Genomic DNA, 24,979 nt, shown 5'->3' with positions numbered 1-24,979 from the left:
TGCGGGTCGTAGGCGGACAGGTGGCCGTCATCCGTCAGGGTGAGTACGGGCGTCTCTCCCCCGTCGCCAGTACCGACACCACGGGGTCGCTGTCGAGGGGCCGCCACTCTTCCTCGGCCACGTCCAGGATCCACGGCCTGGCATCCGCGTCGAGCGTTGCCAGCACCGAAGAGTTGTCCCGGTGGTGCAGGCGGGGCGCGGCGTCACCGTCGAACGCGTCGGGGTTCTCCACGGCGGTGACGGTGGCGGCATCGTCGTCTTCGTCAACGATGAGAGTGGCGTCGGCGCAGCTGAGGACAGCGCCGCGACGGGTGACGGCGGAGCCGCCTGGTTCGGCGCAAGTATCGGTGAACTCGTCATTGGTCGGGGCGCCGTCCAGGTCGAACAGGTGCGGGGTTGCCGCGTCCTCGGACCCGCCGACGCCGAGAAGTCGGTCGCCGAGGGGCAGCAGCGCCTCCGTGTCCGGGGCCGGCAGCGTGGTGATCTCCCCGTCGTCCAGGGAATCGCGGTCCAACACCTGGACCCCGTCGGAGGAGGAGAGGACGGTGACGGCGACGTCCGCCAGGACCCGCGGGTCCGACCCCGTCGGCACCGTGCCGAGGACGTCGGGATCGGTTCGGTAGTAGTGGTTGTGGTCGCCGTGGTCGACGGTCCACACACCGGTGTCGACGACGGCCGCCTCGTCGCTGCCACTGACGTAGCCGTAGCGCCCGTCGGTGGCGACGTCGTCGACGGGCCCGCCAGGGAGGTCGAGTTCGACGGCGTCTTCGGTCTCCGGGTCGAACAGCGAGGCGTCCCCGGATTCGGCGTCGACCGCCAATAACCGGACCTGGGGGCTGTCCGTCTCCTCGGGTCCCTCAACGTAGCCGTGCGGTGTCTCCTCGGGCGCCGGGGCAGGCGGCTCCGTGCCGCAGGCGGTGACGGCCACCGCCGTGGCGAGGCCGAGCGCGACTCCACGAACGGTGGTCGGGCGGCGGGTGGCGGGGGAGTGGTGCGGGCGACTCATGCGGCGACCTCGGTCCGGGACGGGCGGGACGGGATGGGCGCGGCCTGGGAGGGCGCGGGGCGGCGTTGGACGACCGAGGCGGCCAGCGCGGACAGGAAGAAGGCGACGACCGCGGTGACCGCGATCGTCGCGCCCGCGGCTGTCCCCAGGTGCCAGGAGAGGAGCAGCCCCACGAAGGTGGACGCCGATCCGATGAGGGCGGCGCCGAGCATGGTCACGGGGATTCGTGGCCCCCAGAGCGCCATCGCGGCCGGTGGTGCGACGAGCAACCCGAAGACCAACAGAGTTCCCACGACGTGGAACGACGCGACGATCGCCAACGTGACCAGCCCGAGCATCACCAGGTGCGCGGCGCGGGGTGCCAGACCCAGGGTGTGCGCCTTGCGGGGGTCGAAGGCGAGGGCGACGAACGCGCGGTAGCCCAGCAGGGTGACGACGAGGGCGACGGCGAGGGCGACCGCCAGGCCCAGCAGGTCGTTGGTGCCGACCGCGAGGACGTCACCGAAGAGGAACGCGGTCAGGTCGACGGCGAACGACGGCGAGCGGGACACCAGGATCACTCCGGTGGCGAGCATCCCGACGAAGAGCAGACCGATGGCGGTGTCCTGTGACAACCGGGGCGAGCGGGAGAGCGCGTGGACTCCGACGGCCATGGTGACGGCGCTGACCGCCGCCCCGAGCACGAGGTTCCCGCCGAGGAGAGCAGCGAGGGCGACACCCGGAAGCATCCCGTGCGACATCGCGTCGCCGAGGAACGCCATGCCGCGCAGGACGACCCACGTTCCCGCCAGGGCGCACACGCAGGAAACCAGTACTCCTCCCCACAGGGCCCGGGCGACGAACTGCGCTTCGAAGGGGGACAACAACCAATCCATGGTCGAACGCTACAATGAAAACCGTTTTCATTTCCATGGGAGGTTTGTGTGAGTCACGACGCACCACGGAGCGCCGTCGAACTGGTGGGAGTCGGCGCCGCCTACGGTCGCCGGGTGGTCCTGAGCGACATCACGCTGGAGATCCCCGGGGCGCGGATCACCACGCTGGTGGGCGCGAACGGGTCGGGGAAGTCAACGCTGCTCGGGGTGCTGGGCGGCGTCGGGCCCACCGTCACCGGGGAGGTGTGTCGTCACCACCGACACCGGCCCGCGTTGGTGGTCCAGCGAAGCGCCGTCCCCGACGCGCTGCCGGTGACCGTCCGCGAGGTCGTGACCATGGGCCGCTGGGCCCACCGAGGCTCCTGGCGCAGGATCACCGCCCCCGACCGCGCCATCGTGGCCGAGTCGATGGAGGCCCTGGGGATCGCTCACCTGTCCCGTCGCCCCCTGGCCAGCCTTTCCGGGGGACAGCGCCAACGAGTTCTCCTCGCCCAGGGGCTTGCCCAGCGCTCCGACCTGCTCCTGCTCGACGAACCCGAAACGGGGCTCGACTCCGACACCCGCCACCGCCTCGCCGACGTCGTGTCCGGTCTGCGCGCGCGTGGGATCACTATCGTCCACGCCACCCACGACCCCGCCACCCCGGCGGACCAGCAGATCCATCTCGCCCATGGGAACGCCACGGTCGTCAGCGCGGTGTGACCCGAGCGGGTGAAACCGGCGAGCTCCGCGTTCTCGTGACGGCCCGACGCCCTTGGTCCAGCGCGCGCACGGCTTGCGGAAGTTAACCTGGATACCTAATATCCAGGATTGTGCGAATGAATGAGGGCGTCGAATGGGGAGTGCATAGCTGCCTCAACCTGGCCTGGGTCGGAGCGGAGTCCGCCGTGTCCAGCGCTCGACTCGCGGAGTACTACGGATTGCCGCCGGGCTACATGAACAAGCAGCTCCAGGCCCTGGCGCGGGCGGGGATCGTGTACTCCACCCCGGGGCCGGGAGGTGGGTTCCGGCTGGCCCGCGCGCCGGCGGAGATCACGGTCATGGATGTGGTGGCGGCGATCGAGGGCCGAGAGCCGGCCTTTCGGTGCGCGGAGATTCGACAGCGGGGACCGGGGGCCGACGACGTCGCCCCCGTGGATCCGTGCCAGGTCGACCAGGTCATGCGACGGGCGGAGCTGGCGTGGCGAGCGGAGCTGGCTCGGCGGACGCTGGCTGACATCAAGGCCGCTGTGGAGGCCAGCTCCCCGGAGGTGCCCGTACGCACGCGGCGGTGGTTCGCGGGTCCCTAGGCGGTGCCTCCTCCCCAACGTCCCACCCTCGACGACGACGTACGCCCCGCGCGGGCGGGGCGGCAGCAGGGCCCGATCTCTCAAGGAAGGGAACGACATGAACGTCATCCAGCCCGCCACCCTGCACGACCCCGTTCCGTTCGGCTACTCCCACGTGGTGGACTCCGGAACCGGGCTCGTCGCCGTCGCCGGTCAGTACGCGTCCGGTCCGGACGGGCAGGTCGCCGTCACCGGATTCACCGACCAGGTGGAACTGGCCTTCGACCATCTACGGATCGCCCTGCGTGCCGTCGGCCTGGACCTGCGGCACGTGGTCCGACTGGGCACCCACGTCGTCGACCACGACAGTGACCGGCTGGCGGTCGTCGCCCGCCACGTCAACACCCTGTGGCACGGGCGTCCTCCCGCGCAGACGTTGGTGGGAGTGGCGTCGTTGGCCATGCCCGGGATGCTGTTCGAGGTCGACGCGCTCGCGGTGCGTGGTCCCAACGAGACGCGACCAACGGAATGAACGAACGAAACAGGTGATCCGACCTGGGTGAACATCGGTGTCGCGGGTAGGGCGACCACAGAGGGCAACCTCCGGGGCGAGTCGTTTCGCGGCCACCCCGTTCGACACGTGGGGGAGTGCGCGGAGCCCATCCGCGCACGAGAAGAGGCGAACACCATGCGATACCTGATGTCGATCATGTCGGATCCCCAGTCCGAGACCGACCCCCGTTTCCAACCCGGCCCCGAGATCTTCGAGGCGATGGCCGCCTACAACGAGGAGATGCTCGCGGCGGGCGTGCTGCTGTCCGGTGAGGGATTGGCGCCGACCGCCGAAGGAGCGAAGGTCACCTTCCGTGACGGGAAGGCCACCGTGGTGAACGGCCCGTTCACCGAGGCCAAGGAGTTCATCGCCGGCTACTGGGTCCTTCAGGTGGAGTCGTTCGAGGAGGCGGTGCGGTGGGCGAAGCGTTGCCCCCACCCGCCGGAGGGGGACGACACCCCGATGACGCTGCACCTACGCCGCATCGCCGAGGTGGAGGACTTCGGGGACGAGATGCCCGAGCACCTCAAGGACCGGGAACGGGAGTTGCGCGAACGCGAACACCAGCACGGCTAGCGCGGATCACGGCCGAGCGTGGCCGTGACGAACCAGGACACTCTGATCCGCGAGGCGGGGACGACTCCAGACGTGAGCCAGCGCGTTCCACAGAATCCACTCACGGAATCCACCACCGCTGGCCAAGACCCGGATCAACACCTTTCACATCGCGAACGATCTCTTCGCGGTCGCCGCGTCACGGGATCGACCGATTCGCGGTTCCCGGGTCGCGGAGGGAGACGCGGGCCTCGGGGGCGCTGTGGAAGTAGGTGATTCGTTCCAACGCGTCGCCGGGGTCGCCTTTCAGCAGCATCGTGGGATAGCCGACGTCCATGCCGAACCTGTCTCGGTTGACGCGGTGCAGCCACCGGTTGAGTCCGGTCAGGGTGATCTGTTCTGGGGAGTGGACGAGGAACTGGATCCCGTCACCCAGACGCACGCTCTTGAGGTCGTCCCACCCTACCCAGGCACGTCCGGCGGGGGCGCGGAAGTACACGCCGTCGGCGACCAGAGCGATTCCGTTTCCGCCCCGCGCCAACGCCAGGAGCGCGAGGACACCGAAGACCGAGAACACGGTGATCCCGGCCAAACCGACGAGGAACAGGAGCACGGGCCCCGCAGGTCCGTGGGAAGCCGAAGGAGCGAATGCCATGGCCACCATGGCGAGGCCAGCCACCACGAAGACCAGCGACCCGAGCAACGTGGCCACGGTGCTCAGACGGGACCCAGGAAACACCAGGCCGGCGGGCTCGTCGGTGAACCGGCGCATCCCAGGGAGGTGTCCGTATGTGGTGCGTGCGGGCCTTCGGCGGGTTGTTGCCCCGCTGTTGCGCGTCAGAACGAAGTACAGGATGCCCCCGCCGCCGAAGAGCAGGATCCCGATCGTGCCCCACACGGGAGAGCCCGTGAACAGAGCCACCGCCGACATCGCGGTGAGCCCGACAAAAAGAAGCACATTCCCGATTCCGCGCATGCCTCCGCCCCCTCCGCGCTAGTCCTCTCCAGGTGGACGCGTCAATTCGGGGGTTGGTTGTCGCTAGCGTGGCTCGGCCACCTCCGTGCCCGTGTCCGGGATGGGACACCGACGCCCCGCCGCCCACCCGGCGGCGGTCACCGCGAGTGGCAGGAGCAGGCTCAGCACGATGACCGTCATCCCCACCGGATGGGGGTCCGTCGTGAGGGTCGACCGGCCGCTGATCGCGCTGAATCCGGAGTCGAAGCCGCGATGCAGGATGAGGGGGACCGTGAATAGGTTGTACCCGACCAGCAGGGCGGCGACCCCGGCCAGGATGAACGCGGGGCGCCACCCACCGCGCACGGCATTGACTCCGCCCGCGATCAGCAGCCCCAGGATGATGACGGCCAGCCACTGCGGCGTTTCGTAGACCTCGGAGTCGGGACTCCAACGTGGGGAGACGAACTCCGCCCACATCAGCGGGAGCTGGTCCGCCATCCGCATCACGGTGCTCCCGCCCTCCCCGGAAACGCCTGGTCGTGAGAAGTCGAAGGTCACACGGAACATCGGCGCGAGATAGACCCCCACGATCGCGACCAGAAACGTCACAGCCCCCAGGCCCCGCCTCATCGCTACCGACACGTCACTCCCGAACCCCAACGACCCGTCACCGCGACACTACGGGCTGGGCCGGCCAGGGTGAAGGGGCGATGACAGAGGAGACGGGCACATGGGGAGCCGAGCGAAGGGAACGACGTGGAACTGACCTCCGACATGGCACGGGCCGTGTCGACCGCTTGGGCCGTCGCCGTCCACACCCCCGAACCACTGTACGGCGGGGACGAGTCGTCCGCGTTTCGGATCGGCGCCCACGTGGTGCGAGTCGGCGCACCCTGGCGAAGTACGGCCGACATCGCCTGGTGCGGTGAGGTCGCGTCCGCCGCGGCCGAGGAGGTTCCCGAGGCGGTCGCCCCGGTGCCCACGACGGACGGCCGAACCGTCATCCGCGTCTCGGGCCGGCCGGTCACCGTGTGGCCCTTCGTCGCCGGGGAGTGGGGTGACCCCGAGGACGACGACCAGTGCAGGCGGGTCGCTCACCTCCTGGCGCGGGTACACCGCACGCTGTCGCGGACCAAGACTCCGCCGAGGCCGCGTCGCGACGTTCCCGCGGCGCCGGTCCCGGAACTGGCCGATGCCGAACTCGACGCCTGGCTGGCCGCCTTCCGTCGGGGGCGGCCCCGCCGACCGGTGCACGGGGACGTCTACCACGCCAACGTCCTCGCCCGTACCGGACGAGTCGTGGCCCTGCTCGACTGGGACGAGGCGACACTCGACGCACCGGAGTGGGACGTCTCCGGCGCCGCGTTCGAGTGGAGCGACACCCCGGACACCCTCGACATCTCCGCGGCCATGGACTTCGTCCACCGGTACACCGTCGCGGGAGGACCTGCCACCCAGCTCGACGAGGTGACGATCCGCCAGCTCATCCGTGCCCGAATCCGCCGTGAGACGGCCTACGACCGGGCGGTGAATCCGACCCCCGACGCGGAGGACGTCGACTACCAGCGGCGACGCCTCGCCGCTTTCCACGCGCTGCGCCCCGACACCCGTTGATCCCGAGTAGCCTGACGCCGTGACCGAGGAACGCTCGTCGATTTGGCCGATACTGCACTACCACGACCCCGCGTCCGCCGTGCGGTTCCTGGTCGACGTGCTGGGATTCCACCAGTGGGTCGCCGCGCGGGACGACGACGGCGATGTCGTCCACGCGGAGCTCGGATGGCCGGGCGGGGGACGGGTCGTGGTGGGCGGGACCAAGCACACGGGCGGCGTCCACGGTGGCCTGGGGCCAGGGAACGCGCTGTATGTCGTGACCGACGACGTGACGGGGGTCCACACACGGGCCGTCACGGCCAGGGCGGACGTCGTTCAGGCCCCACACACGACGACTTTCGGTTCGGGGGGCCAGGCCTACGCGTTCACGGTGCGCGACCCCGAGGGCGGACTGTGGACGTTCGGGACGTACACCGGAGCCGCCGGCTAGGGGCCGTGCACCGTCGACCGTCGGGTCACCCGGCCCTGCGCACGAACACGCGGCCCAGGGCAGCGATGACGGCGCCGCTGTACAGGACACCGACGAGCGCGTAGGGCCAGTAGTCTCCGCCGTCCCACGCCACCCACAGTGCCTTGGACGGCCAGTACGACGGCACGAGCCAGAACGCCGTCTCCCATCGCTCGTCGACGATGAAGGCGCCGACCGGTGTCATGAACAGTACGAACCCGAGCGCGCGGATCATCGCCAGACCCTCGACCTTGTTGTTGGCGATACCCGCCATCGCCAGGGCGATGACGATGGCCAGCAGTCCAGTGAGGGGGCCGAGTACGAGCACGGCCGGGAGAAGACTCGTGGGGGCGATACCACTGAGCCACATGGCGGCGGCGACGTAACCGGTCGAGACAACGATGATGGTGGCGCACCGGTAGGCGGCGAACACGGCGAGGGGCATCGGCGTGACCCGTAGCGCGTGCAGGGTTCCCGTGTCCTTCTCCTCCAACAGCATGAGCCCGCCGGCGCAGCCGAGCAGCAACATCGTTCCCAGCATCGGGAAACTCGACACGATGAGGGGATAGTAGGGGACGAGGTCGAACCCGTAGCCGCTCGCCAGGTGATCGGTGAGGGGCGGGACCGGAATCCGCACCATGATGATGTAGAGCAGCGGGCTCGCCAACACCATGATCAACAGCGGGTCGCGGAACACGCTCCTGCGGTCGTTTCCGCCCAAGGCCGCGGTGATCCTCGGCCATGTGGGGCGCACGGTGGACTGGGTGGCCATCAGGACCCTCCTCGACCGGCGACGATGTAGGTGTCGAACACGCGGCGGGAGACGAGGCCGAGCCCCACGATCCACGCGACGGGATACGCGACGCTGTAGACGAACTCCCACGGCGACGGCGTCAGCGTGCCGAAAGCGGCGCCGAACAGGATGAGGGAACCGTGCGTCGGGTGTAGGTAGAACACCGGGTTGGTCCACAGTCCGGCGTAGTGAATGAGCGGGAGGCTCATGAACAACAGAACCAGGCCCCCGGGCATGAGCCAGTCGGTGATCGAGGCGAAGGGGGCCGTGGACACGAAGCTCACGAGCAGGAACAGCAGCGTCGTGAGGATGATCCCGACCGCTGCGACGCCCACGTTGAACTCCAGGCCGTGCGCCGGGATCAGCACGAGGAACGCGATCACCAAGGACAGCGCGGTGAGGGTGGCGAGTTTCGCGCCTAGGTACTCACCAAAGCGGAGCGGGGTCATGACCAGCGCGAAGAGCGTGCGCTGCCCTTTCTCGAAGAAGACCGATCCGGCGATGAAGAAGAACCCGACGATGGCGATGTCGGCGAACAGGACGAGCGGCCCCGCCGCGGGCCGCCCCGAGGAGGGGATGGGCAGCAGGATCGACAGCCACATCACACCGGTGAACAGGGCGGCATAGACGAAGCCGTAGCGGAATTGGAGGCGGCCCTCCATCCTGATGGTGGAGGCGAGGCGACTCATGAGAGGCTCCTGCCGGTGACCTCGATGAAGACGTCATTGAGGTCGGCCTCCTGACTGTGTACGGCCTCGACTCGTCGGTTCCGCAGGAGCTCGTGGAAGGCGGAGTCGTCGGCGAGACCGTCCAGACCGAACTCCGAGCTGGTCAGGGTGTCCTCGTCCCGGTAGTCGACGCGTACCGAACGCCGGCTGCGCGCGACCTTCAGTTCCGTGGGCGGACCCATGGTGGCGATCTGGCCGTCCACGACGAAGGCGACCGTGTCGCACAGCTCTTCGGCCGTGGCCATGTCGTGGGTGGTGACGAACACGGTGCGCCCCTGCCGTTTGAGGTCGAGGATGACGTCCTTGACGATGCGGGAGTTTCGCGGGTCGAGGCCGGAGGTCGGTTCGTCGAGGAACAACAGCCGCGGCTGGTTGAGGAGGGCACGCACGAACACCAGACGCATCTGCATCCCCTTGGAGAACTTCGACACCCGGGTGTTGGCGACGTCCCCCAACCCCACCATGTCGAGCAGTTCACCGGGGTCCTCGGTGGGCGTCCCGTACAGCGAGGCGAAGAACTCCAGGTTCTCGCGCGCCGTGAGCTTCAGATAGTGGTTGGGAAGCTCGAAGGACACGCCGATCTTCTCGTAGTAGTCCTTGCCCCACGTCTGTGGACTCTCCCCCCAGATGGAGACGTCGCCCCCGTGCCCACGCAGGAGCCCGGTCAGGATCTTCTGGGTGGTGGACTTGCCGGCACCGCTCGGGCCGAGGAATCCGAAGATCTCACCCGCGCCGACCGTGAAGCCCATCCCACGCACCGCCGGTGTGGTGGACTTCGGGTAGGTGAAGGTCAGGTCTCGCACCTCGATCACGGCAGGCGAGGTCGCGTTCGGGGCGACGACGGAGTTACTCGTGGTTCTGGCGGTCGCCATCCTCGGCGCCTTTCTCTCGTGCCTGCCACTCGTCGTTGAGATCCTGGTAGCCGCGGGCCAGGTAGTCGTACATGTCCCGCATGTCCTGGAGGCGGCGAAGCTGCTCCGATGGTGCGGTCCGCAGACGTTCCAGCCCGTCCAGGGCCAGGTCACGGGTGCGACGTGCCTCCTGTACGCGGCGTTCGATCTCCCGGCGCCACAGGCCCGGGCGCAGCCGGTAGTAGTGCCTGCGGGATCCCGGGATGACGGCACGTTCCACCGCTTCGGCGCGCATCAGCATCCGCATGGCCATGCTGATTCCGCCGCGGCTGAGCCCCAGCGCCTCGCCGAGATCCTCCGCGGACTGCTCCGGAGGATCACACACCACCAGCCAACCCAGCAGTCGCCCCTCCGCCCGGGGCAGACCGTTCTCGTCGAAGAACTGGCCGAACTCCTCCGCGAGTCGTAGACGCTCCTCACGGAGCGGGTCAGACGACATGTACACCGCCTCTCCAAGGACACACACGAAACAATACAGTTGAATCGCTGAAGTTTCAAAATATTCTGAAACGTTGGGTGGTTATGATGTGTGGCGGGTGAACCGATCGGTGGCTCGGCCCACCGGTTCGAGGGGGAGGCGATACTGGGGCGCCCGGCGTCGTGCCGGCCGGTGGGACGACGAAGGCGAGGCGGCGTATGGAGCGTGAGGTCCCGACCACTGACAGCGGATCGCGGGCGGCGACGGAACTCGCCGACGCCGCGGCGCTGTGGAGCGCTGGACTCGGGTCGGCGGAGGCCGTGGTCGAGGCCGCGTGCGCGTCCCTGGTGGCGGGACTGGACGGTGAGACACTGCGAACGCTCGCTGCGGTGTCCACCCAACCCGGAGCCACCGACCCGGGGTACGAGGTGGCGGAACTCCTGGAAACGGCTCTCGCCGAACTCGGGATCTCCCACCATCCCCGGTACAGCACGACCGCGAACGACGCGGCTCTCCGGGCGCTGTGCCGCCGCCATCTGCGCGGCGAGCTGGAACCCTGGGAACTGACCCACGTCGCGCACTGGATGTTCGGACACCAGGCCGGTCCCGCCGAGGAGCTGTGGGAGCTCGACGACGTCTACGCCAGCCTCGACGTCACCGACCTCACCGTCGAGGACGTCGACGCACAGGTCAGCGCAGCCGCCCGGCGCCTCGTGGAGTGAGCCCTCGCCTTATCCCAGGAGAAAGTTGGGGAGCCAGAGAACCAGGTCCGGGATGAACGTGATCAGGAACAGGACCACCACACACGCCGCCACGAAGGGCAGGATCTCCCGAAAGGTCTGGGTGAGATCCGCCTTGGTGATGCCGACCACCGTGAAGATCACGACGCCGAGCGGAGGCGTGATCCCGCCGATCGTCAGGTTGACCACCATGACGACTCCGAAGTGGATGGGGTCCACCCCCAGGCCGACGGCGGCCGTGGCCAGGATCGGAGCCAGGATGATCGTCAGGGTGGTCGCGTCGATGACCATTCCCAGCACCAACAGCAGCACGTTGATGACAATCAGGACGACCCACGGGTTGTCCGAGACACCCAGCAACAAACCGGCCAGAGTCTGGGGGATCTGCTCCAACGTGAACACCGCGCCGAGGCCGGAGCCGGCGGCGAGCATGAACATCACGACCGCCGTCGCGAAGACGGCGTCCCGCAGCACCTCACCGATATTGCGCACGGTGATCTGCCGGTAGACGAACGCTCCCACGAGCAGGGTGTAGATCGCGGCGATCGCGCCGAGCTCGGTCGGGGTGAACACCCCAGCACGCAGACCGACGATCAACAACACCGGCATCAGCAATGCCGGAAGCGCCCTCCGGCCCGCCTTCAGGATCTCCGACGCGGAGGGCCGATGATCCAGGCTCGTCCCGTAGCCGCGACGGCGGGCGATGATCGAAACAGTGATCATCAGAGCCACCGCCAGCAGCAGACCGGGCACGATCCCACCGACGAACAGGTGTCCCACCGACACCTGCGCCACCAGACCGTAGATGATCATCCCGATGCCGGGCGGGATGATCGGCGCGATGACCCCGGTCGCGGCGCTCAACGCCGAGGAGAAGACCCGGGTGTAGCCGTGCCGCACCATCACGGGGACCAGGACCTTGGCGTCGACCGCGCCGTCGGCGATCGCCGAACCCGACATGCCGCCCATCATCACGCTGTTCAGCACGTTGACCTGCGCCAGGCCGCCGCGCCGACGCCCCACCAGCAGGTTCGCGAAGTCCAGCAGTTCCCGCGCCAGACCGCCCCGCGCCATCGCCGACCCCGCCAACACGAAGAACGGGACCGCCAACAGGGGGAACGATTCCAACCCCGTGATCACCTGCTGGGCCACGATCATCGCCGGCTGTGGCGACAACAGGTAGTACACCAACGCGGCCAGCAACAGGACGAACGCGATCGGCGCGCCCAAGAACACCAGAAGTGCAACGACACCGGGACCCATCAGCCTGCTCCTAGCGGTTCGTGGTTTCGGAGCGGATGTCGAGACCGGCGGCGGTGTCCGCCCCGGCGCCCCGGCTCTCGGCTGACATGTCGCTCTGCGCCTGCAACGACGCGGTGACGGAGTACTCGCCCGTCCACAGGCCGCGCACCGCGCCGAACGCCTGTGTCCCCAGGTGCAGGGTCATCAGGCACAACCCCACCGGGAGGCTCGCGTACAGCCACTTCTTCGAGATCCCCAGCACGAATAGGTCACCCCGGGCGTGTAGGACGAACTCGACGCTCAGGTACGCCAGCACGCCGACCCCGACGAACACGGCGAGACTCATCACGGCGTCCGCCGCCGCCCGGGGGCGTCCCGTCAACCTGGCGATCAACGCGTCGATCCCCACGTGCATCCGGCGCCGGGTGGCCGCCGCGGCACCCAGCAACACCACCCAGGCCGCCACCAGGACGGCCAACTCGTTGATGAACGCCACCGGCTGGCCCAAGACGTAGCGCGCGAGCACGCCGTAGGCGACCAGGAGGGTGATCCCGAGGAGTAACAGGGAGGGCACCCACTCCTCGACGGCGGTGACACCGACGCGTACGGCACGCGTCAGGGGATGATCGGATCGCATCAGGTCCTCCAGGGGCGAGAAGCGGGGGTTGGTCGAAGGCGACGCTGGTCAGGAGTCTCCGAGGGAACGGATCTCCTCCAGGACGTCGTCCGAGTACTCCGGGAAGCGGGCATCCGTGATCGACTCCTCCGCGACAGCCCGATAGGCGTCCTGGTCCGCCTCGACGAACTCCAGACCCGCCTCCTCCAGCCGCTCCCGCAGGGAGTCCTCCGCCGCGAGCGTGCGTTCGGAGAACTCCTCCCCACCCCACAGGAACGCCGACTCGACCACGTCGCGCTCCTCCTCGGTCAGGGACTCCCACAGTGTCGTGCCCGTCGCGAATCCGGCGATATCGAAGTTGTGGCTGGTGAGCGTGACCGTCGTGCCGAGCTCATCCAGTGACCAGCCCAGGATCTGCTCGTAGGGGCCCTCGGCGCCGTTGAGAATCCCTTGCTGGATCGCCGTGTAGACCTCGGTGCCGTCCATCTGCTGGGCGTCGATGGGAAGGTCGCCGAAGAACGCGGCCCAGTTGTCCCCGGCCGGGATCCGGATGGAATCGCCCGCCATCGTCTCCGGGGTCGGGTAGCCCTCGGGGTTGTCGGAGATGATGTGCCGTTCACCCTGGTACCAGTTGAAGGCGATGAGCACGAACCCCTGCTCGTAGAGGCGGTCCTGCCAGTCGTCGTGCAGATCGGACGCCGCGAAGCGCTCGATGTCCCGCGGCTCTCCGAATACGTAGGGAATGTTGAGCGCCGCGAGTTCCGGTACCCCGTACTCCGCGGTGATCGGGGCGTTCACCCCACCGATCGTGGGGGATCCCGCCGTGAACTGGTCGGGCACGTCACCGAGCTGACCGAGCTGGGAGTCGGCGAACAGGCGGAGCTCCACCGTGCCGTCGGTCTCCTCACTGATGCGCTCGGCGACCTCCTCCAGGACCTCGTGCTGCGCCGTCGTGGACGCCTGGTTGTGGCCGACGTCGATCGTCACCACACCATCCACCGAGAAGTCATCCGGGGGGCCACACGCGCCGGTGACCGTCACACCCAGACCGACGGCCAGCGACGTGACCAGCCATCGGCGTGGGGACGAGGCGCGTGGCCGACCAGGGAACGGCATCGGACTCTCCAGGGGTTGGGGGGCGGCGGTCACACACGGTGCCGGGAACACGGGAACAACTGTGGCGGCGGGCGTGAGGCCCTGCGCGGGAAGAGGACGGGGGTTAGCGGGGGGTGAGGAGGTCGCTGAACTCCTCCAGGAAACGGTCGATCGTCGCCCGCTCCTCGGAATCGAGCTCGCGGCGCGGGGACCGGCAGTGGTCGCTGGCGAACCACCCGCGCTCCCTGCTGACACGCTTCTCGGCGGCCACGATGAGCTCCGCGCTCGTCATCCAGTAACTGACGTAGGGGAGGAGGCGCTGGTACAGGGCGAGGGCGTCGTCCTCGTCGCCCTGATGCCACAGTCGCCAGATCGCCTGGTAGATCTCCACGAAGCTACAGCCGGGCTGGACGCCGGTGACGCCGCGGCGCAGGGCGTCGGCGAGCAGCACACCGGCGTAGCCCACCATGCTCGGCAGTGGGGTCGCGGCCTCGGCGAGCGCGCTGATGACGGGGCCTGGCGGGACCGCCTCCACCTTGACCATCACGAGGTTGTCGTGTTCGGCGGCGAGACCGAGGATGTCGTTGGTTCCCAACGAAGAACCCGTCAGGGCGGGAGCGTGCTGGAGCACCACCGGCAGCGGTGCCACCGCCCGCAGCACCTCGGCGATGTGCCCGACCACCTGTGCGGAGGACGGGTTCATGAGGTAGGGAGGGAGCAGGTTGAGGGCGTCCGCCCCGAGCTCGGCCGCCTCCACCGCGCGCCGGACGGCGTGGTAGGTCGCATGGTCGGCCACGCTGACGACGGCGGCGAGGTCATCACGGTTCGCGGTCTCGGCGAGCAGCGTGGCGCGAAGGGTGGCGGACTCGCTCTCGCTGAGCTTGAGGAACTCCGAGGCGAAACCCGGCCACATGACGGCCGACACCCCGGTCCCCGCGACGTGACGGACCACGGCGGCGAACCCATCGGGATCGATGGCCCCGGTGGAGGTGAAGGGGACCTCCAGCACGGGGCACACGCCCCGCAGGAGACCCTGGGGAGATGCGTCGACAGTCACAACCAGCTCCGTTGCAAATATTGCATCGCATGATGTAATCTTTGCAAATATCCTACTCATGGCGTCGACTGTCAAGAGTGATCATGTGCGTCGTGATCATCCGAGATGGGGAAAGGGTCCGACATGTCCCAGACGGTGGAGCGCGCCATCGGAATCCTGGAACACGTCAGTGAGCGACCACGGAGCCTGAGTGAGATCGCCGAGTTCCTCGGCGTGCACAAGTCCACCGCGTTCCGGCTCATCCAGACCCTCGCCAACGGAGGGCTGCTGCGACGCGAGGCCGACGGTCAGTACCGCGCCGGATACCGCCTCATCGGCCTCGCCAACCAGGCCAGCGAACAGTTCGACCTACGAACCCTCGCCCACTTCCACCTGGTCACCCTCGGGGAACAGTGTGGACACACCGTCCACCTCGCGGCCGTCGTCGACCGCCGCATCGTCTACGTCGACAAGGTGGAGCCGTCGACGGGTTCCATCCGCCTCTACTCCCAGGTCGGCAAACCCGTCCAGCTCAACACCGCGGGCGTCAGCAAGGCCATTCTCGCCAGTCTCCCCGAGTCGACCGCCAACGAACTCCTCACCGACTGCGACTTCGCCCGCTTCACCTCAACCACCATCACCTCACGGACCCAATTCCGCGAGGAACTCCACCACACCGCCCAACGCGGCTGGGCCGTGGACGACGGCGAGTTCGAAGACTTCATCAACTGCCTCGCCGCCCCCATCCCCACCCAATCCCTCCACGCCGCCATCTCCATCACAGCCCTACGCCCCCAAGCCGACCTCACTGTGCTGCAGCAGCAGCACCTCCCTGCGTTGCTGGCCACAGCGGACGCCATCGGCAGGGAGCTGAGCGGGGGAGGGTGGGGTTAGGAGACATCCTCCGGACGCCGGACCTCGTTCAACCAACGCGAAGCTTCGGACTCAACGAGCTCGTTGGGCACGAGAGGGAACCCCCTACCCGCCCCCGACGCTGCTCGCCCATTCCGCCGTCTCGTGGAGGTCCATGGCCTGGCCGTGTATGAATTCTTGGGCGAGTGCTTCCGCTCCGAGCGCCGCCTTCACCGTGTTCTCGGTCCGGGCGACATCGTCGGAGTCGGTGAGGGGGGTGGGGTGCGATCCGCGGTAGGGGTGGGTGGCGCCGAGAAGTCGGGCGGCTGGGATCGGGTGGCCGGCCGCGGCGAGGGTGGAGGCCAGGGCTTGGAGGGCTTGGGCCAGGGAGGGGAGGGGGCCGTGGGCGGTGGCGTGGTCGATGGCGAGCCACTGGTAGCGGAAGGCCTCGTCGAGGTCGCCCATGAGTTCGGCGGTGTAGCCGCGTTCGGTGTAGGCGAGGACGACGTCGGCGGACTGGCACTCGAAGCGCTCGTCGGCGAGGTAGGTCTCGAGGTGGGCGGCGGCGTCGGCGTGGCGGCCGGCGCGGCGGGCCAGCATTCCCAGGCTGAGCTCCGCGTAGCGCTCGCCGAAGACGTAGCCAATGTCGATGGCGAGCCGTTGGGACCGCTCGAGTGTCTCCCGGGCGGTGGTGTAGTCGCCTCGGTCGGCCTCGTCCGAGGCGACGACGGACAGCCAGAAGGACTTCTCCGCCAACATGCCCAGCCCGTCGGCGATCCGTACGCCCTCACGGTTCATGGCGGGCAGGTCCGCGATCACGCCGTCGGGCTCGGTCGCGTGGGAGAGCGTCGCCATGGCCTGGAGCTGCCCCCACTGGTCCTCGACCTGGGTGAACAAGGCGAGGGACTCCTGGGCGAGGACAGAGCGCTCGGAGCTGGGGATGTCGGAGAACGACCGCACCCAGACCAGACCACACAGCACCGCGGCCCGCCCCCAGACGTCGCCAGTAGTCTCGACGAGGTCCAGAGCCGTGCGGAGATGCCTGTCGGCGGCGGCGACCTCCCCGGCCTCCACCAGCACCGTCGCCACGTGCGCGAGGATCCGTCCGTGCAGCGTCGGGTTTCCCTCCGGATCCAGTGCCGCGATCGCCTCGTCGGTGACCGTGGCCCAGTCGACCGGCTCGCGGACCGTGGTCTGTGCCGCCGCGTGCAAGGTTCGCACCACGGCTCGTCGGGCGTCGTCACCTCCGTCGAGCGTGAGGGCCTCCTCCAACACCCGCTTGGCCTCCCCATACCGGCCACGCAGCCACCGGTACCAGTAGGTCGCCGCGGCGAGACGCAGCGCGCCGTCGGAATCCCCAGTGCGGAGCGTGTGGTCGAGCGCGGCGCGCAGGTTCGCGTTCTCCTCGTCCAGGCGGATGAGCCAGAAGCGCTGTTCGCCCCCACGGAGGGCACCGTCGGCGTGTTGGGCGAGGTCGGTGTAGTAGTTCAGGTGTTCTTCGGCGAGCGCCGCCGCCTCGCCCGCCTCCACCAGCCGGTCGTGGGCGTAGGCGCGGATGGACTCCAGCAGCCGGTAGCGCGTGCCGGTTTCCGCGTGCGTCACCGCGATCAGGGAGCGTTCGACTAGCCGGGACAGTGGCCCCACCACTCCGCCCGGCACCAGTGTGGGGCCGTCGGTGATCCGCTCCGCGGCGTCGAGCGTGCATCCCCCCACGTGCACCGACATCCGACGAAGGACCGTGCGTTCGACCTCGTCCAGCAGTTCCCAGCTCCAGTCGATCATCGCGCGCAGGGTCCGCTGCCGTTGGGGAGCGCCGCGCTTGGGTGACGCCAGCACGGAGAACCGGTCGTCCAGCCGCTTGGCCAGCTCGGCCACGCCAAGGGATCGAACCGCGTTCGCCGCCAATTCCAGCGCGAGGGGCAACCCGTCCAACCGGCGACAGATGGCCGCCACGGCGTCGACGTTCCCGTCGTCGAGCCGGAACCCGGGGGCCGCGGCGGCGGCCCGCCGCACGAACAACCGCATCGCCGCGGGGAGCGCGTCCTCCACGGTGGGGGTCTCGCCCTCGGCGGGCACGGTGAGGGGCGGGACGGGGTACACGACCTCCCCCTCGACGTTCAAGGGTTCCCGGCTGGTGGCGAGGACGCGGAGTTCCGGTGCGATGCGCAGGAGATCGTGCACGATATCGGCCGTAGCGTCGATGACGTGCTCACAGTTGTCCAGCACCAGCAACCCTGACCCGACTGCGGAGGCCAGGGCCGCCACCCCGGTGCTCGACGTCGCCTCACGGACACCTACACCTGTCTCCATCGCGTCCAGCACGTCGCCCTTCGTGGCGTCGGCGGAGAGGGCACCGAGTTCGATCCACCAGGCCCGCGGGGCGGCCTTGGCAGGACTGGACTGGTCGGCGGGATGGTTGGCGGGGGGCTGGTGGGCGACCTCGAGTGCGATGCGGGTCTTGCCCACGCCACCGATCCCGGTGAGTGTCACGAACCGGCCAGAAAGCAGCGCCGAGCGAACCTCGCTGATCTCGTGTTCTCGGGCGATGGTGCTGTCGACGGAGCGCGGCGGGGCTGACCGTGGGGACGCCGTCACGCGGACAGTGGGTGCTTCCGCCAGAGCCGTGGGGGACGCTGGTTCGTGGTTCCGGGCGTTCAGGTTCTCGTCCTGGCGCAGGATCTCCTGGTGGAGGCGCAGGACCTCGGGGCCCGGATCCACGCCCAGTTCCTCGGACAACCGGTGCCGCAGGTCGTCGAAGCTGGCCAGCGCGTCGGCCTGACGGCCGGACTGGTAGAGCGCCCGCATGTGGGCGGCGCGGAGTCGGTCCCGGAGGGGATGCTCGGCCACGACCGCGGCCAGCTCGTCGGCGAGTCCCGGGTGCCCGCCCAACGCGAGGTGTGCCTCGGCGCGGTCTTCCTGTGCGGAGAGTCGCTCGTCCTCCAGCCGGGCGGCGAGGGGCGCGGCGAACTCTTCGTCGGCCAGACCGGCGAGCGCCGGCCCACGCCACAGCGCCAAGGCCTCGTCCAGTTGGGTGGCGCGCGCGCGTGGGTCACCCTCCTTGCGGGCCCACCGCACCATCGCCGCGAAGCGGAGCGCGTCCACGTCTCCCATGGCGACGCGGAGCTGATAGCCGGCGGAGCCGTGACGCAGCCGGTCGCGGCCGTCACTCTCCACCTCCGCCAGGACGCCACGGAGCCGGGAGACCTTCGCGCGCAGCACGCGTGCCGGGTTGGCCGGCAGCGAACGCCCCCACAGGTCCTCGACGAGCCGGTCCGCGGAGACGGCGCCGCCCTCCCGCGCCAGCAGCGCCGCGAGCAGGCTCCGCACCTTGGCCTCGGGGATCGGCACTGGGGCCCCGGACTCGTCCCACAGAACTAATGGCCCAAGGATCCCGAAACGCATGTCCCCACCGTATGGCAGTGCCCCGAGGCGGGCTGGCCACCGTGCCCTCGAACAGCGACTGGAGTCCCGTTGGAGCCCTTCTGGAGTCCTTCTGGAGCCCCCGCCGGGGAGTCTGAAAGTCGCCGAGAGACCGGGACCACCGAGGGGCGGACATGACCGACTTTGACCGGCTACGCATCGCCGTGATGAGGGCGAACGACGAAATACGCGCCTGTCACACCGCCGGCGACCTCGCGCGGAGGGCGCGGGAGAACAGCGCCCTGACCATCGATGAGATCGACCTCACGTCCCTCGCCGCTGTGGGGAACCACCACAGCGAGCGTGACCCGATGCCGGGCGCGATCGCCGCGCTGTTGCCCCGAATGAGCACCGCCGACGGCTTCATCGTGGTGACCTCGCCCCGCTGGGAGGTCTCCGCCCCAAACACCGCCTGGTCCTGGTTCGCCGACGCCTGGACTCACCGGCCGGTCGGGCTGGTCCTCGACAACCAAGGCACAGCGGAACACCTTTCGCTCCAGCGGCTGTGGCCTGGCGTCCCCAACGGCCACACCCTGCCGCCCCTGATCATTCGGCGCGGCCCGCCCTCGGAGGACCCGCGCAACCCGAGCGCCCAGTCCGAGAAGGACACCGACGACTTCCTCGACCGGCTCTGTTGGTGGGCACGAGTGCTCCGCGACGCCAGGCGCCGCTACCCCCGCCACCCCTAGCCATGACCTCAACCGTTCCGTGCGGAGCAGCGTCGCACGGCACCTCCCGGAAAGGACCATCGAGATGACCACCATCGACACCGAGACCGAGGCACCTCCCAAGGCGCCGCTGCGGGCCTGGTTCGGTCTGGCGGTGCTGACACTCCCCGTCTTCATGCTGGCCACCGACATGTCGGTGCTGTTCATCGCCATTCCGTCCATCACGGCGGACCTCAACCCCACTGGTGCGCAACTGCTGTGGACGCTGCACGTGGGAGAGTTCCTCGCGGCCGGCCTGGTCCTCACCATGGGCCGTCTCACCGACCTCATCGGACGTCGCCGGCTGCTCATGATCGGCGTCGCCGCCTACGGCACCGCGTCCCTGGTCGCGGCCTTCTCCACGAGCGCGGAGATGTTGATCGCCATGCGGGCCCTGCTCGGGGTCGCGGCGGCGACCGCCATGCCGTCGGCCATCGGCCTGCTGCGCACGATGTTCCCCGACCCCAAGCAGTTCGGCGTCGCGTTCGCCACCGTCATGACCTCCTTCTCCGGCGGAGCCGCCCTCGGCCCACCTCTGGGCGGAGTCCTGTTGGAGTACTTCTGGTGGGGCTCGGTTTTCCTCGCGAACGTTCCCGTCGCGATCGTGGTCCTCGTCGCGGCACCCTTCCTGCTGCCCGCCTACCGTGACCCACTCGTCGGCCGCCTGGACGCCGTGAGCATCGCGTTGTCCGTCGGCGGAGTCATGGCCTTGATCTTCGGACTGCAGGAGAGCGCAGCCTACGGCGTCAAGCCGCTCTACGTCGCGTCGGTCGTGGTCGGCCTCGTTCTCGGCGCCATGTTCATCCGTCGTCAGCGCCGCCTCGCCGACCCGCTGCTGGACCTGCGCTTCTTCACCAGCCCCAGTGTCCCCGCGGCGCTGCTGGTCGGTCTGCTGTCGCTGCTTGCCTTCGGCGCGACGGACCTCTTCATGACCCAGCACCTGCAGGTGTCCCTGGGCCTGAGCCCCGCCCGGGTCGGATTGCTGCTTGTGGTTCCCGCCGTGGCCTCCATCGTCACCACGATGCTCGTCCCCGTCATCACCCGGTTCCTCCGCCCCGCCGTCGCCCTGTCCGCGGGCCTCGCGGTCGCGGTCGCCGGCGCGGCGGTGGTGATCGTCGCCCTGCGAACAGGGGTCGTGTGGCCAATCCTCGTGGGACTCGCCGTGCTCTCCGCCGGCGCGGCGGTCGCCCTCACCCTGGCGGCGCAGTTGGTCGTCAGCGTCGCCCCCGAGGAGCGGGCCGGTTCCGCCGCTGCCATGAACGACGTGAGCTCCGGCTTCGGATACGCCATCGGTCTGGCCCTGGTGGGAAGCATCGGCAACGCGATCTACCGCTGGTCCCTGGGCGACTCCGCGCCAAACGAGGTCACCGGCGGCGACCTGTCCGCCGCCCAGGAAAGCGCCGGAGGCGCGGTCTCCGTCGCCGAGGGACTCCCCGCAGGCTTGGGCGACACCCTCGTCGACGCGGCCGCGGAGTCCATCACCCTCGCCACCCAGGGAGCCTTCATCTTCGGCTCCGTGATCGCGGCCCTCGCCATCGCGGTCGTCCTGTGGCGCCTACGCCACGCCCGGCTGGTGTAGGCACCGGGAGATGTGGAGGGGCCCATGGACAAGAGTCCGCGGGCCCCATTCACGTACGCCGCCGCATCGAGTCCACCCGCCGGAACATGCTCCACGTGCCAAGGCCACGTAGGGGATATTCGCGTCCCTATCCCTCCAGCACCCTGAGGTACCTCTCCGTGATCGACTTCTGGACGAGCCGGCTCACGGGCGCGCCTAGGCGGCTCCACCAGAGGGTGGGGCGGGAGAAGGCTGTGATGGTGAGGACCACGCGGTCGTCGGGGAGATGGTGGAGGCAGAAGAGTTCCTCGCCCTGTTCGGGGTGGCCGTCGAGGGTGCCGTAGGCGTAGCCCTGGCGGCGGGGTTCGTCGATGGTGTAGACGACGCGGCAGGGGGCGGGGATGGCGAGGGGGCCGATGCCGAGGGTGAGGAGGACTTCGGCGCCCTCCTCGGCGTGGGGGGTGGTGGGGTGGACGCGGAGGCCGGCGCGGTGGTGGAGTTCCCACGCCATGAGGGCCGTGGCGGCTTGGGTGAAGAACTCCCGGCCGTGGCCAAGGACGTTGGCGCGGCGGGTGGGGGTGAAGCCACGGGGAGGATGCGGGAGGCGGGTCGCTCCGGGGCGGGTGTAGTTCAGGTGGCGGTGTGGCACGAGAACTCCGGGTTCAACGCTCGGGGCCGGGTCCGCTGTCACATTGCCACATCGGCGGGGCCAGGCCTCACAGCCAGTCGTGCTCGTGGGCGTAGCGCGCCGCCTCATGACGCGTACGGGAACCCGTCTTCGTCATGGCGCTGGAGAGGTAGTTTCGCACCGTCCCCTCGGCAAGGTGCAGTTGGGCGGCGATGTCGGCGACGGAATATCCGTCCCTCGTGACTCGCAGCACGTCGATCTCCCGGTCGGTCAGTGGGCAGTCGTCGATGATGGCGAGGGCGGACACGTCCGGGTCGATCCATCGCTTGCCGCTGTGCAGGGTCGCGATCACGGTGGTGATGTGGCCGGGGTCGGCCGACTTGCTGACGAACCCCTGGACGCCCAACTTGAGGGCCTTGCGCAGGACGCCGGGGCGAGCGTGGCGGGTGAGCATGAGGATCACCTGGTCCGGTAGTTCTCGACGAATCGCCGCGACGGCACCCAGCCCGTCGACCCCCGGCATCTCCAGGTCGATGACGAGCACGTCGGGCCGATGCCGCAGTGTCTCCCGGATGGCGGACTCGCCGTCGTGGGCCTCGCCGAGCACGGTGACGTCGCCCTCGAGGGGGAGGAGGGAGGCCATCGCGCTCCGGAGCAGGACCTCGTCGTCGGCGAGTACCACGCTGGTCATCGGTCATCCTCCCGTGTCGGTCGATCGCCGGCCTCGATGCCTGGCGTGGGGCGGGCAGGATAGGTCACCGAGGTGTGGAACCGCCCGTCCCGCCGCTCCACTGTCAGCTCGCCGCCGTCGCCCGCCACCCGCGCGGTGAGCGTCGACAGCCCACGAAGCTCCGGAACCGTGTCACCGGCCGGCGCGCCGTCGTTGACGATGGCCAGCCCCGCCCGCGACTGGGTGATCCACACCCGTGTCGCCTCGGAGTGCCGCAGGATGTTGGTGGTCGTCTCGCGGAGTACCTGGCCGAGCATCTCGCTCAGGTGCGGGTCGGCTGTCGCGCTTCGGTCAACGCTCACCCGGATCCCCGCCGCCTCGAAGAGGTTCTTGGCGTTCTCCAGTTCCGCGGACAGGTTGAGCCGCCGTTCGGCGTAGGCGAGGTCCCGCGTCTCGGTGATGGTGTCGCCGACCAGCCCGTGCACTTCCCGCAGTTCCCGCTCGACGCGTGCGAGGTCGCTGTGCAGAAGCCGCCGCGCCAGTGTGATCTTGAGTTTCACCACGTGGAGGGTGTGGCCCTGGATGTCGTGCAGGTCCCCGGCGAACCGCACCCGCTCCCGCATCACGGCCAGCTCCGCCTCCCGCTCCCGGGCCTTCTCCAACTCCCCGATGACGCCCTGGACCACGGAGAGAAGGAGGGTGAGGACCACCCCGCCGACGGAGACGGCGGCGGAGACGAGGAGGTACTGGACCACCAGCTCAAGAATCGTCACGTCGGACACGAGGAGTTTCGCCACCAGCCCGGCGAGGACGAAGGCGACGACGCCGCTGATCACCGCCTGTCGATGAGTCGGCAACTGGACGACCGCGATCGTGGCCACGATCGCGAACCCGTAGGACGCGGTCGGAGCGTCCACCAGCAGCACGCCCAGCAGCCACACCGCGGCGGTGGCGACCAGCCCCGGGAGGAGGACCCGGAACAGCCATCCCGAGGCCCATCCGGTCAGGACCACCAAGGTCGCGAGTACGCCCGCGCCGAGGATGAGCCCGTCCCCGACGCTGTCGGCGTCGCTCGCCACCTGGAGGGCACCGATGGCGGAGATCGCGCCCGTCACCATCGACGCCGTGAGTTTGCGGAGCCGCACCTGCGTGTCCCGCGCCTGCTCCGTCGTCATGGGGTGCGTGGGTGCGGGGTGGTCATGGTGGCGGGCCTTCCGGTGGCGGTCAGGGCGTGGGGCGACATCCAGTATCGTCCTGGCTCCGGTCCGCCACCAGTGACACCACGTCATGGTTTCGCGGGGCGTGTTGTCACACCGAACTGGTGACGTGGCGCCACTGTGCGTGAGGGGCCGTCGCGGCTGGAATCGATGACATGACCACTACGCCCGTCATCGACGTCGACCAGCTCAATCTCACCTACGGCGACTTCCACGCCGTGCGCGACCTCTCGTTCCAGGTGCGGCGCGGCGAGCTCTACGCCCTGCTCGGCACGAACGGCGCGGGCAAGACCTCCGCGCTGGAGACCATCGAGGGCCACCGCGTCGCCACCTCCGGGACGGTGCGGGTCTTCGGACACAACCCCCGCGACCGGCGGGCCGTGCGCCCCCGGATGGGGATCATGCTGCAGGAGAGCGGGTTCTCCCCGGACCTCACCGTTCGGGAGTCCGTCCGGTTGATCGGCGCACTCACCGAGCGAACCGACAGCGTGCGCCGCGTCCTGGACGTCGTCGACCTCACCCGCAAGGCCGACACGACGGTGTCCCAGCTCTCGGGCGGTGAGAAGCGGCGCCTGGACTTCGCGACCGCGGTGTACGGAACGCCGGAGCTGGTGTTCCTGGACGAGCCGACCACCGGCCTGGACATCCAGTCCCGCGACGACCTGTGGAACGCCGTCGACACGCTGCGCGATGCGGGGTCCACCGTCGTGCTCACCACGCACTACCTGGAGGAGGCCCAGCAGCGCGCCGACCGCATCGGTCTCATGCACCGAGGCGTGTTGCGCCAGGAGGGCACGGTCGCCGAACTGACCCGCACCCTGCCCGGAACGATCAGCTTCTCGCTCTCGGCGTCCGCGCCCGCCCCGCCGATCCAGGCCGCCGCCGCGGGTGACGGAACGCTTCACGTCGAGACCGTCGCTCTGCAGAAGGACCTGTACACACTCCTTGCCTGGGCGCAGGACCACGGTGTGGAGCTTCAAGGACTCGAGGCCGGACCCACCCGACTCGACGACGTCTTCCGCTCCATCGGCAACGAGTGACCAGCCCCCTTCGTCCCACACCGGAAGGACC

General features: G+C 69.2%; 27 protein-coding genes. 11 read left to right on the top strand and 16 right to left on the bottom strand.

Translation table 11 applies throughout. The features are described 5' to 3' along the window. Positions 1-34: 34 nt before the first annotated feature. Both J4H86_RS08950 and aztB read right to left on the bottom strand, forming a co-directional pair. Positions 35-1,006 carry a hypothetical protein gene (locus tag J4H86_RS08950; RefSeq protein WP_236543039.1) on the bottom strand — a complete coding sequence of 324 codons (972 nt, stop codon included), beginning with the start codon at positions 1,004-1,006 and terminating at the stop codon, positions 35-37. Further along, positions 1,003-1,881 (bottom strand): zinc ABC transporter permease AztB, encoded by an 879-nt coding sequence (gene aztB, locus J4H86_RS08945; protein WP_236543038.1) that lies wholly within the window; start codon positions 1,879-1,881, stop codon positions 1,003-1,005. The genes J4H86_RS08950 and aztB overlap by 4 nt, the downstream gene beginning before the upstream one ends. A 48-nt stretch (positions 1,882-1,929) precedes the next feature. Here aztB and aztA point away from each other — a divergent pair, with 48 nt between their 5' ends. The 4 genes from aztA to J4H86_RS08925 all read left to right on the top strand — a co-directional run bounded on the left by aztA (position 1,930) and on the right by J4H86_RS08925 (position 4,278). Beyond that, positions 1,930-2,583 (top strand): zinc ABC transporter ATP-binding protein AztA, encoded by a 654-nt coding sequence (gene aztA, locus J4H86_RS08940; RefSeq protein WP_236543037.1) that lies wholly within the window; start codon positions 1,930-1,932, stop codon positions 2,581-2,583. 116 nt (positions 2,584-2,699) lie between these two features. Continuing rightward, the gene (locus tag J4H86_RS08935; protein WP_236543036.1) at positions 2,700-3,170 is read left to right on the top strand and encodes an RrF2 family transcriptional regulator; all 471 of its coding nucleotides are present in this window, start codon (positions 2,700-2,702) and stop codon (positions 3,168-3,170) included. Between the two features lie 97 nt (positions 3,171-3,267). Next, the gene (locus tag J4H86_RS08930) at positions 3,268-3,681 is read left to right on the top strand and encodes a RidA family protein (protein WP_236543035.1); all 414 of its coding nucleotides are present in this window, start codon (positions 3,268-3,270) and stop codon (positions 3,679-3,681) included. 156 nt (positions 3,682-3,837) lie between these two features. Further along, positions 3,838-4,278, top strand: a complete 441-nt coding sequence (locus J4H86_RS08925) for a YciI family protein (RefSeq protein WP_236543958.1) — start codon at positions 3,838-3,840, stop codon at positions 4,276-4,278. Between the two features lie 178 nt (positions 4,279-4,456). Here J4H86_RS08925 and J4H86_RS08920 read toward each other — a convergent pair whose 3' ends face one another. Both J4H86_RS08920 and J4H86_RS08915 read right to left on the bottom strand, forming a co-directional pair. Continuing rightward, the gene (locus J4H86_RS08920) at positions 4,457-5,215 is read right to left on the bottom strand and encodes a hypothetical protein (RefSeq protein ID WP_236543034.1); all 759 of its coding nucleotides are present in this window, start codon (positions 5,213-5,215) and stop codon (positions 4,457-4,459) included. A gap of 81 nt (positions 5,216-5,296) precedes the next feature. Then, on the bottom strand, positions 5,297-5,824 hold the full coding sequence (locus J4H86_RS08915; RefSeq protein ID WP_236543033.1) for a hypothetical protein: 528 nt from the start codon (positions 5,822-5,824) through the stop codon (positions 5,297-5,299). 147 nt (positions 5,825-5,971) lie between these two features. Between J4H86_RS08915 and J4H86_RS08910 the strand changes: the two genes are divergently transcribed. Further along, on the top strand, positions 5,972-6,829 hold the full coding sequence (locus J4H86_RS08910; protein ID WP_236543032.1) for a phosphotransferase: 858 nt from the start codon (positions 5,972-5,974) through the stop codon (positions 6,827-6,829). Positions 6,830-6,848: 19 nt separating this feature from the next. Continuing rightward, positions 6,849-7,259, top strand: coding sequence for a VOC family protein (locus J4H86_RS08905; RefSeq protein WP_236543031.1), 411 nt, complete (start codon positions 6,849-6,851; stop codon positions 7,257-7,259). A 25-nt stretch (positions 7,260-7,284) separates the two neighbouring features. On the opposite strand, the gene J4H86_RS08900 is transcribed toward J4H86_RS08905, so the two are convergent. From J4H86_RS08900 to J4H86_RS08885, 4 genes are read right to left on the bottom strand one after another with little or no spacing between them, the layout of a single operon-like run. Beyond that, positions 7,285-8,049, bottom strand: coding sequence for an ABC transporter permease (locus J4H86_RS08900; RefSeq protein ID WP_236543030.1), 765 nt, complete (start codon positions 8,047-8,049; stop codon positions 7,285-7,287). After that, positions 8,049-8,759: a fluoroquinolone export ABC transporter permease subunit gene (locus tag J4H86_RS08895; protein WP_236543029.1), complete on the bottom strand. Its 711-nt coding sequence runs from the start codon at positions 8,757-8,759 to the stop codon at positions 8,049-8,051. Before J4H86_RS08895 ends, J4H86_RS08900 begins: the two co-directional genes overlap by 1 nt. Continuing rightward, a complete protein-coding gene (locus J4H86_RS08890) occupies positions 8,756-9,670 on the bottom strand; it encodes an ABC transporter ATP-binding protein (RefSeq protein ID WP_236543028.1) in 915 nt (304 codons plus the stop codon). Before J4H86_RS08890 ends, J4H86_RS08895 begins: the two co-directional genes overlap by 4 nt. Further along, a complete protein-coding gene (locus tag J4H86_RS08885) occupies positions 9,645-10,148 on the bottom strand; it encodes a GbsR/MarR family transcriptional regulator (protein WP_236543027.1) in 504 nt (167 codons plus the stop codon). Before J4H86_RS08885 ends, J4H86_RS08890 begins: the two co-directional genes overlap by 26 nt. Before the next feature lie 197 nt (positions 10,149-10,345). Between J4H86_RS08885 and J4H86_RS08880 the strand changes: the two genes are divergently transcribed. Next, complete coding sequence (locus tag J4H86_RS08880; RefSeq protein WP_236543026.1) at positions 10,346-10,849, top strand: hypothetical protein; 504 nt, start codon at positions 10,346-10,348, stop codon at positions 10,847-10,849. 9 nt (positions 10,850-10,858) lie between these two features. Here the strand turns inward: J4H86_RS08880 and J4H86_RS08875 are convergent, their stop codons facing one another. The 4 genes from J4H86_RS08875 to J4H86_RS08860 all read right to left on the bottom strand — a co-directional run bounded on the left by J4H86_RS08875 (position 10,859) and on the right by J4H86_RS08860 (position 14,877). After that, on the bottom strand, positions 10,859-12,130 hold the full coding sequence (locus tag J4H86_RS08875; protein ID WP_236543025.1) for a TRAP transporter large permease: 1,272 nt from the start codon (positions 12,128-12,130) through the stop codon (positions 10,859-10,861). 10 nt (positions 12,131-12,140) lie between these two features. Next, on the bottom strand, positions 12,141-12,746 hold the full coding sequence (locus tag J4H86_RS08870; RefSeq protein WP_236543024.1) for a TRAP transporter small permease: 606 nt from the start codon (positions 12,744-12,746) through the stop codon (positions 12,141-12,143). Positions 12,747-12,794: 48 nt separating this feature from the next. Beyond that, positions 12,795-13,841, bottom strand: coding sequence for a TRAP transporter substrate-binding protein DctP (dctP, locus tag J4H86_RS08865; protein ID WP_236543023.1), 1,047 nt, complete (start codon positions 13,839-13,841; stop codon positions 12,795-12,797). Between the two features lie 103 nt (positions 13,842-13,944). Continuing rightward, positions 13,945-14,877, bottom strand: coding sequence for a dihydrodipicolinate synthase family protein (locus J4H86_RS08860; protein WP_236543022.1), 933 nt, complete (start codon positions 14,875-14,877; stop codon positions 13,945-13,947). A 123-nt stretch (positions 14,878-15,000) separates the two neighbouring features. Between J4H86_RS08860 and J4H86_RS08855 the strand changes: the two genes are divergently transcribed. Next, positions 15,001-15,750, top strand: coding sequence for an IclR family transcriptional regulator (locus J4H86_RS08855; protein ID WP_236543021.1), 750 nt, complete (start codon positions 15,001-15,003; stop codon positions 15,748-15,750). Positions 15,751-15,834: 84 nt separating this feature from the next. Here J4H86_RS08855 and J4H86_RS08850 read toward each other — a convergent pair whose 3' ends face one another. Continuing rightward, positions 15,835-19,110 carry a BTAD domain-containing putative transcriptional regulator gene (locus J4H86_RS08850; protein ID WP_236543020.1) on the bottom strand — a complete coding sequence of 1,092 codons (3,276 nt, stop codon included), beginning with the start codon at positions 19,108-19,110 and terminating at the stop codon, positions 15,835-15,837. A gap of 152 nt (positions 19,111-19,262) precedes the next feature. Between J4H86_RS08850 and J4H86_RS08845 the strand changes: the two genes are divergently transcribed. After that, positions 19,263-19,817 carry an NAD(P)H-dependent oxidoreductase gene (locus tag J4H86_RS08845; RefSeq protein ID WP_236543019.1) on the top strand — a complete coding sequence of 185 codons (555 nt, stop codon included), beginning with the start codon at positions 19,263-19,265 and terminating at the stop codon, positions 19,815-19,817. Positions 19,818-19,881: 64 nt separating this feature from the next. Further along, entirely contained in the window at positions 19,882-21,414 is a 1,533-nt protein-coding gene (locus J4H86_RS08840) for an MFS transporter (protein ID WP_236543018.1), read from the top strand. 127 nt (positions 21,415-21,541) lie between these two features. Here the strand turns inward: J4H86_RS08840 and J4H86_RS08835 are convergent, their stop codons facing one another. From J4H86_RS08835 to J4H86_RS08825, 3 genes are all read right to left on the bottom strand, one after another. Further along, complete coding sequence (locus J4H86_RS08835; protein ID WP_236543017.1) at positions 21,542-22,042, bottom strand: DUF1990 family protein; 501 nt, start codon at positions 22,040-22,042, stop codon at positions 21,542-21,544. A gap of 67 nt (positions 22,043-22,109) precedes the next feature. After that, a complete protein-coding gene (locus J4H86_RS08830; RefSeq protein ID WP_236543016.1) occupies positions 22,110-22,712 on the bottom strand; it encodes a response regulator transcription factor in 603 nt (200 codons plus the stop codon). Continuing rightward, on the bottom strand, positions 22,709-23,866 hold the full coding sequence (locus J4H86_RS08825; protein ID WP_236543015.1) for a sensor histidine kinase: 1,158 nt from the start codon (positions 23,864-23,866) through the stop codon (positions 22,709-22,711). Before J4H86_RS08825 ends, J4H86_RS08830 begins: the two co-directional genes overlap by 4 nt. Before the next feature lie 197 nt (positions 23,867-24,063). Here J4H86_RS08825 and J4H86_RS08820 point away from each other — a divergent pair, with 197 nt between their 5' ends. Further along, the gene (locus J4H86_RS08820; RefSeq protein ID WP_236543014.1) at positions 24,064-24,948 is read left to right on the top strand and encodes an ABC transporter ATP-binding protein; all 885 of its coding nucleotides are present in this window, start codon (positions 24,064-24,066) and stop codon (positions 24,946-24,948) included. Positions 24,949-24,979 lie beyond the last annotated feature (31 nt).

It is taken from the genome of Spiractinospora alimapuensis, assembly GCF_018437505.1.
GTDB lineage: Bacteria > Actinomycetota > Actinomycetes > Streptosporangiales > Streptosporangiaceae > Spiractinospora > Spiractinospora alimapuensis.
Note: the sequence above shows the minus strand (reverse complement) of the source record. Positions and strands in the feature narration are given on the sequence as shown.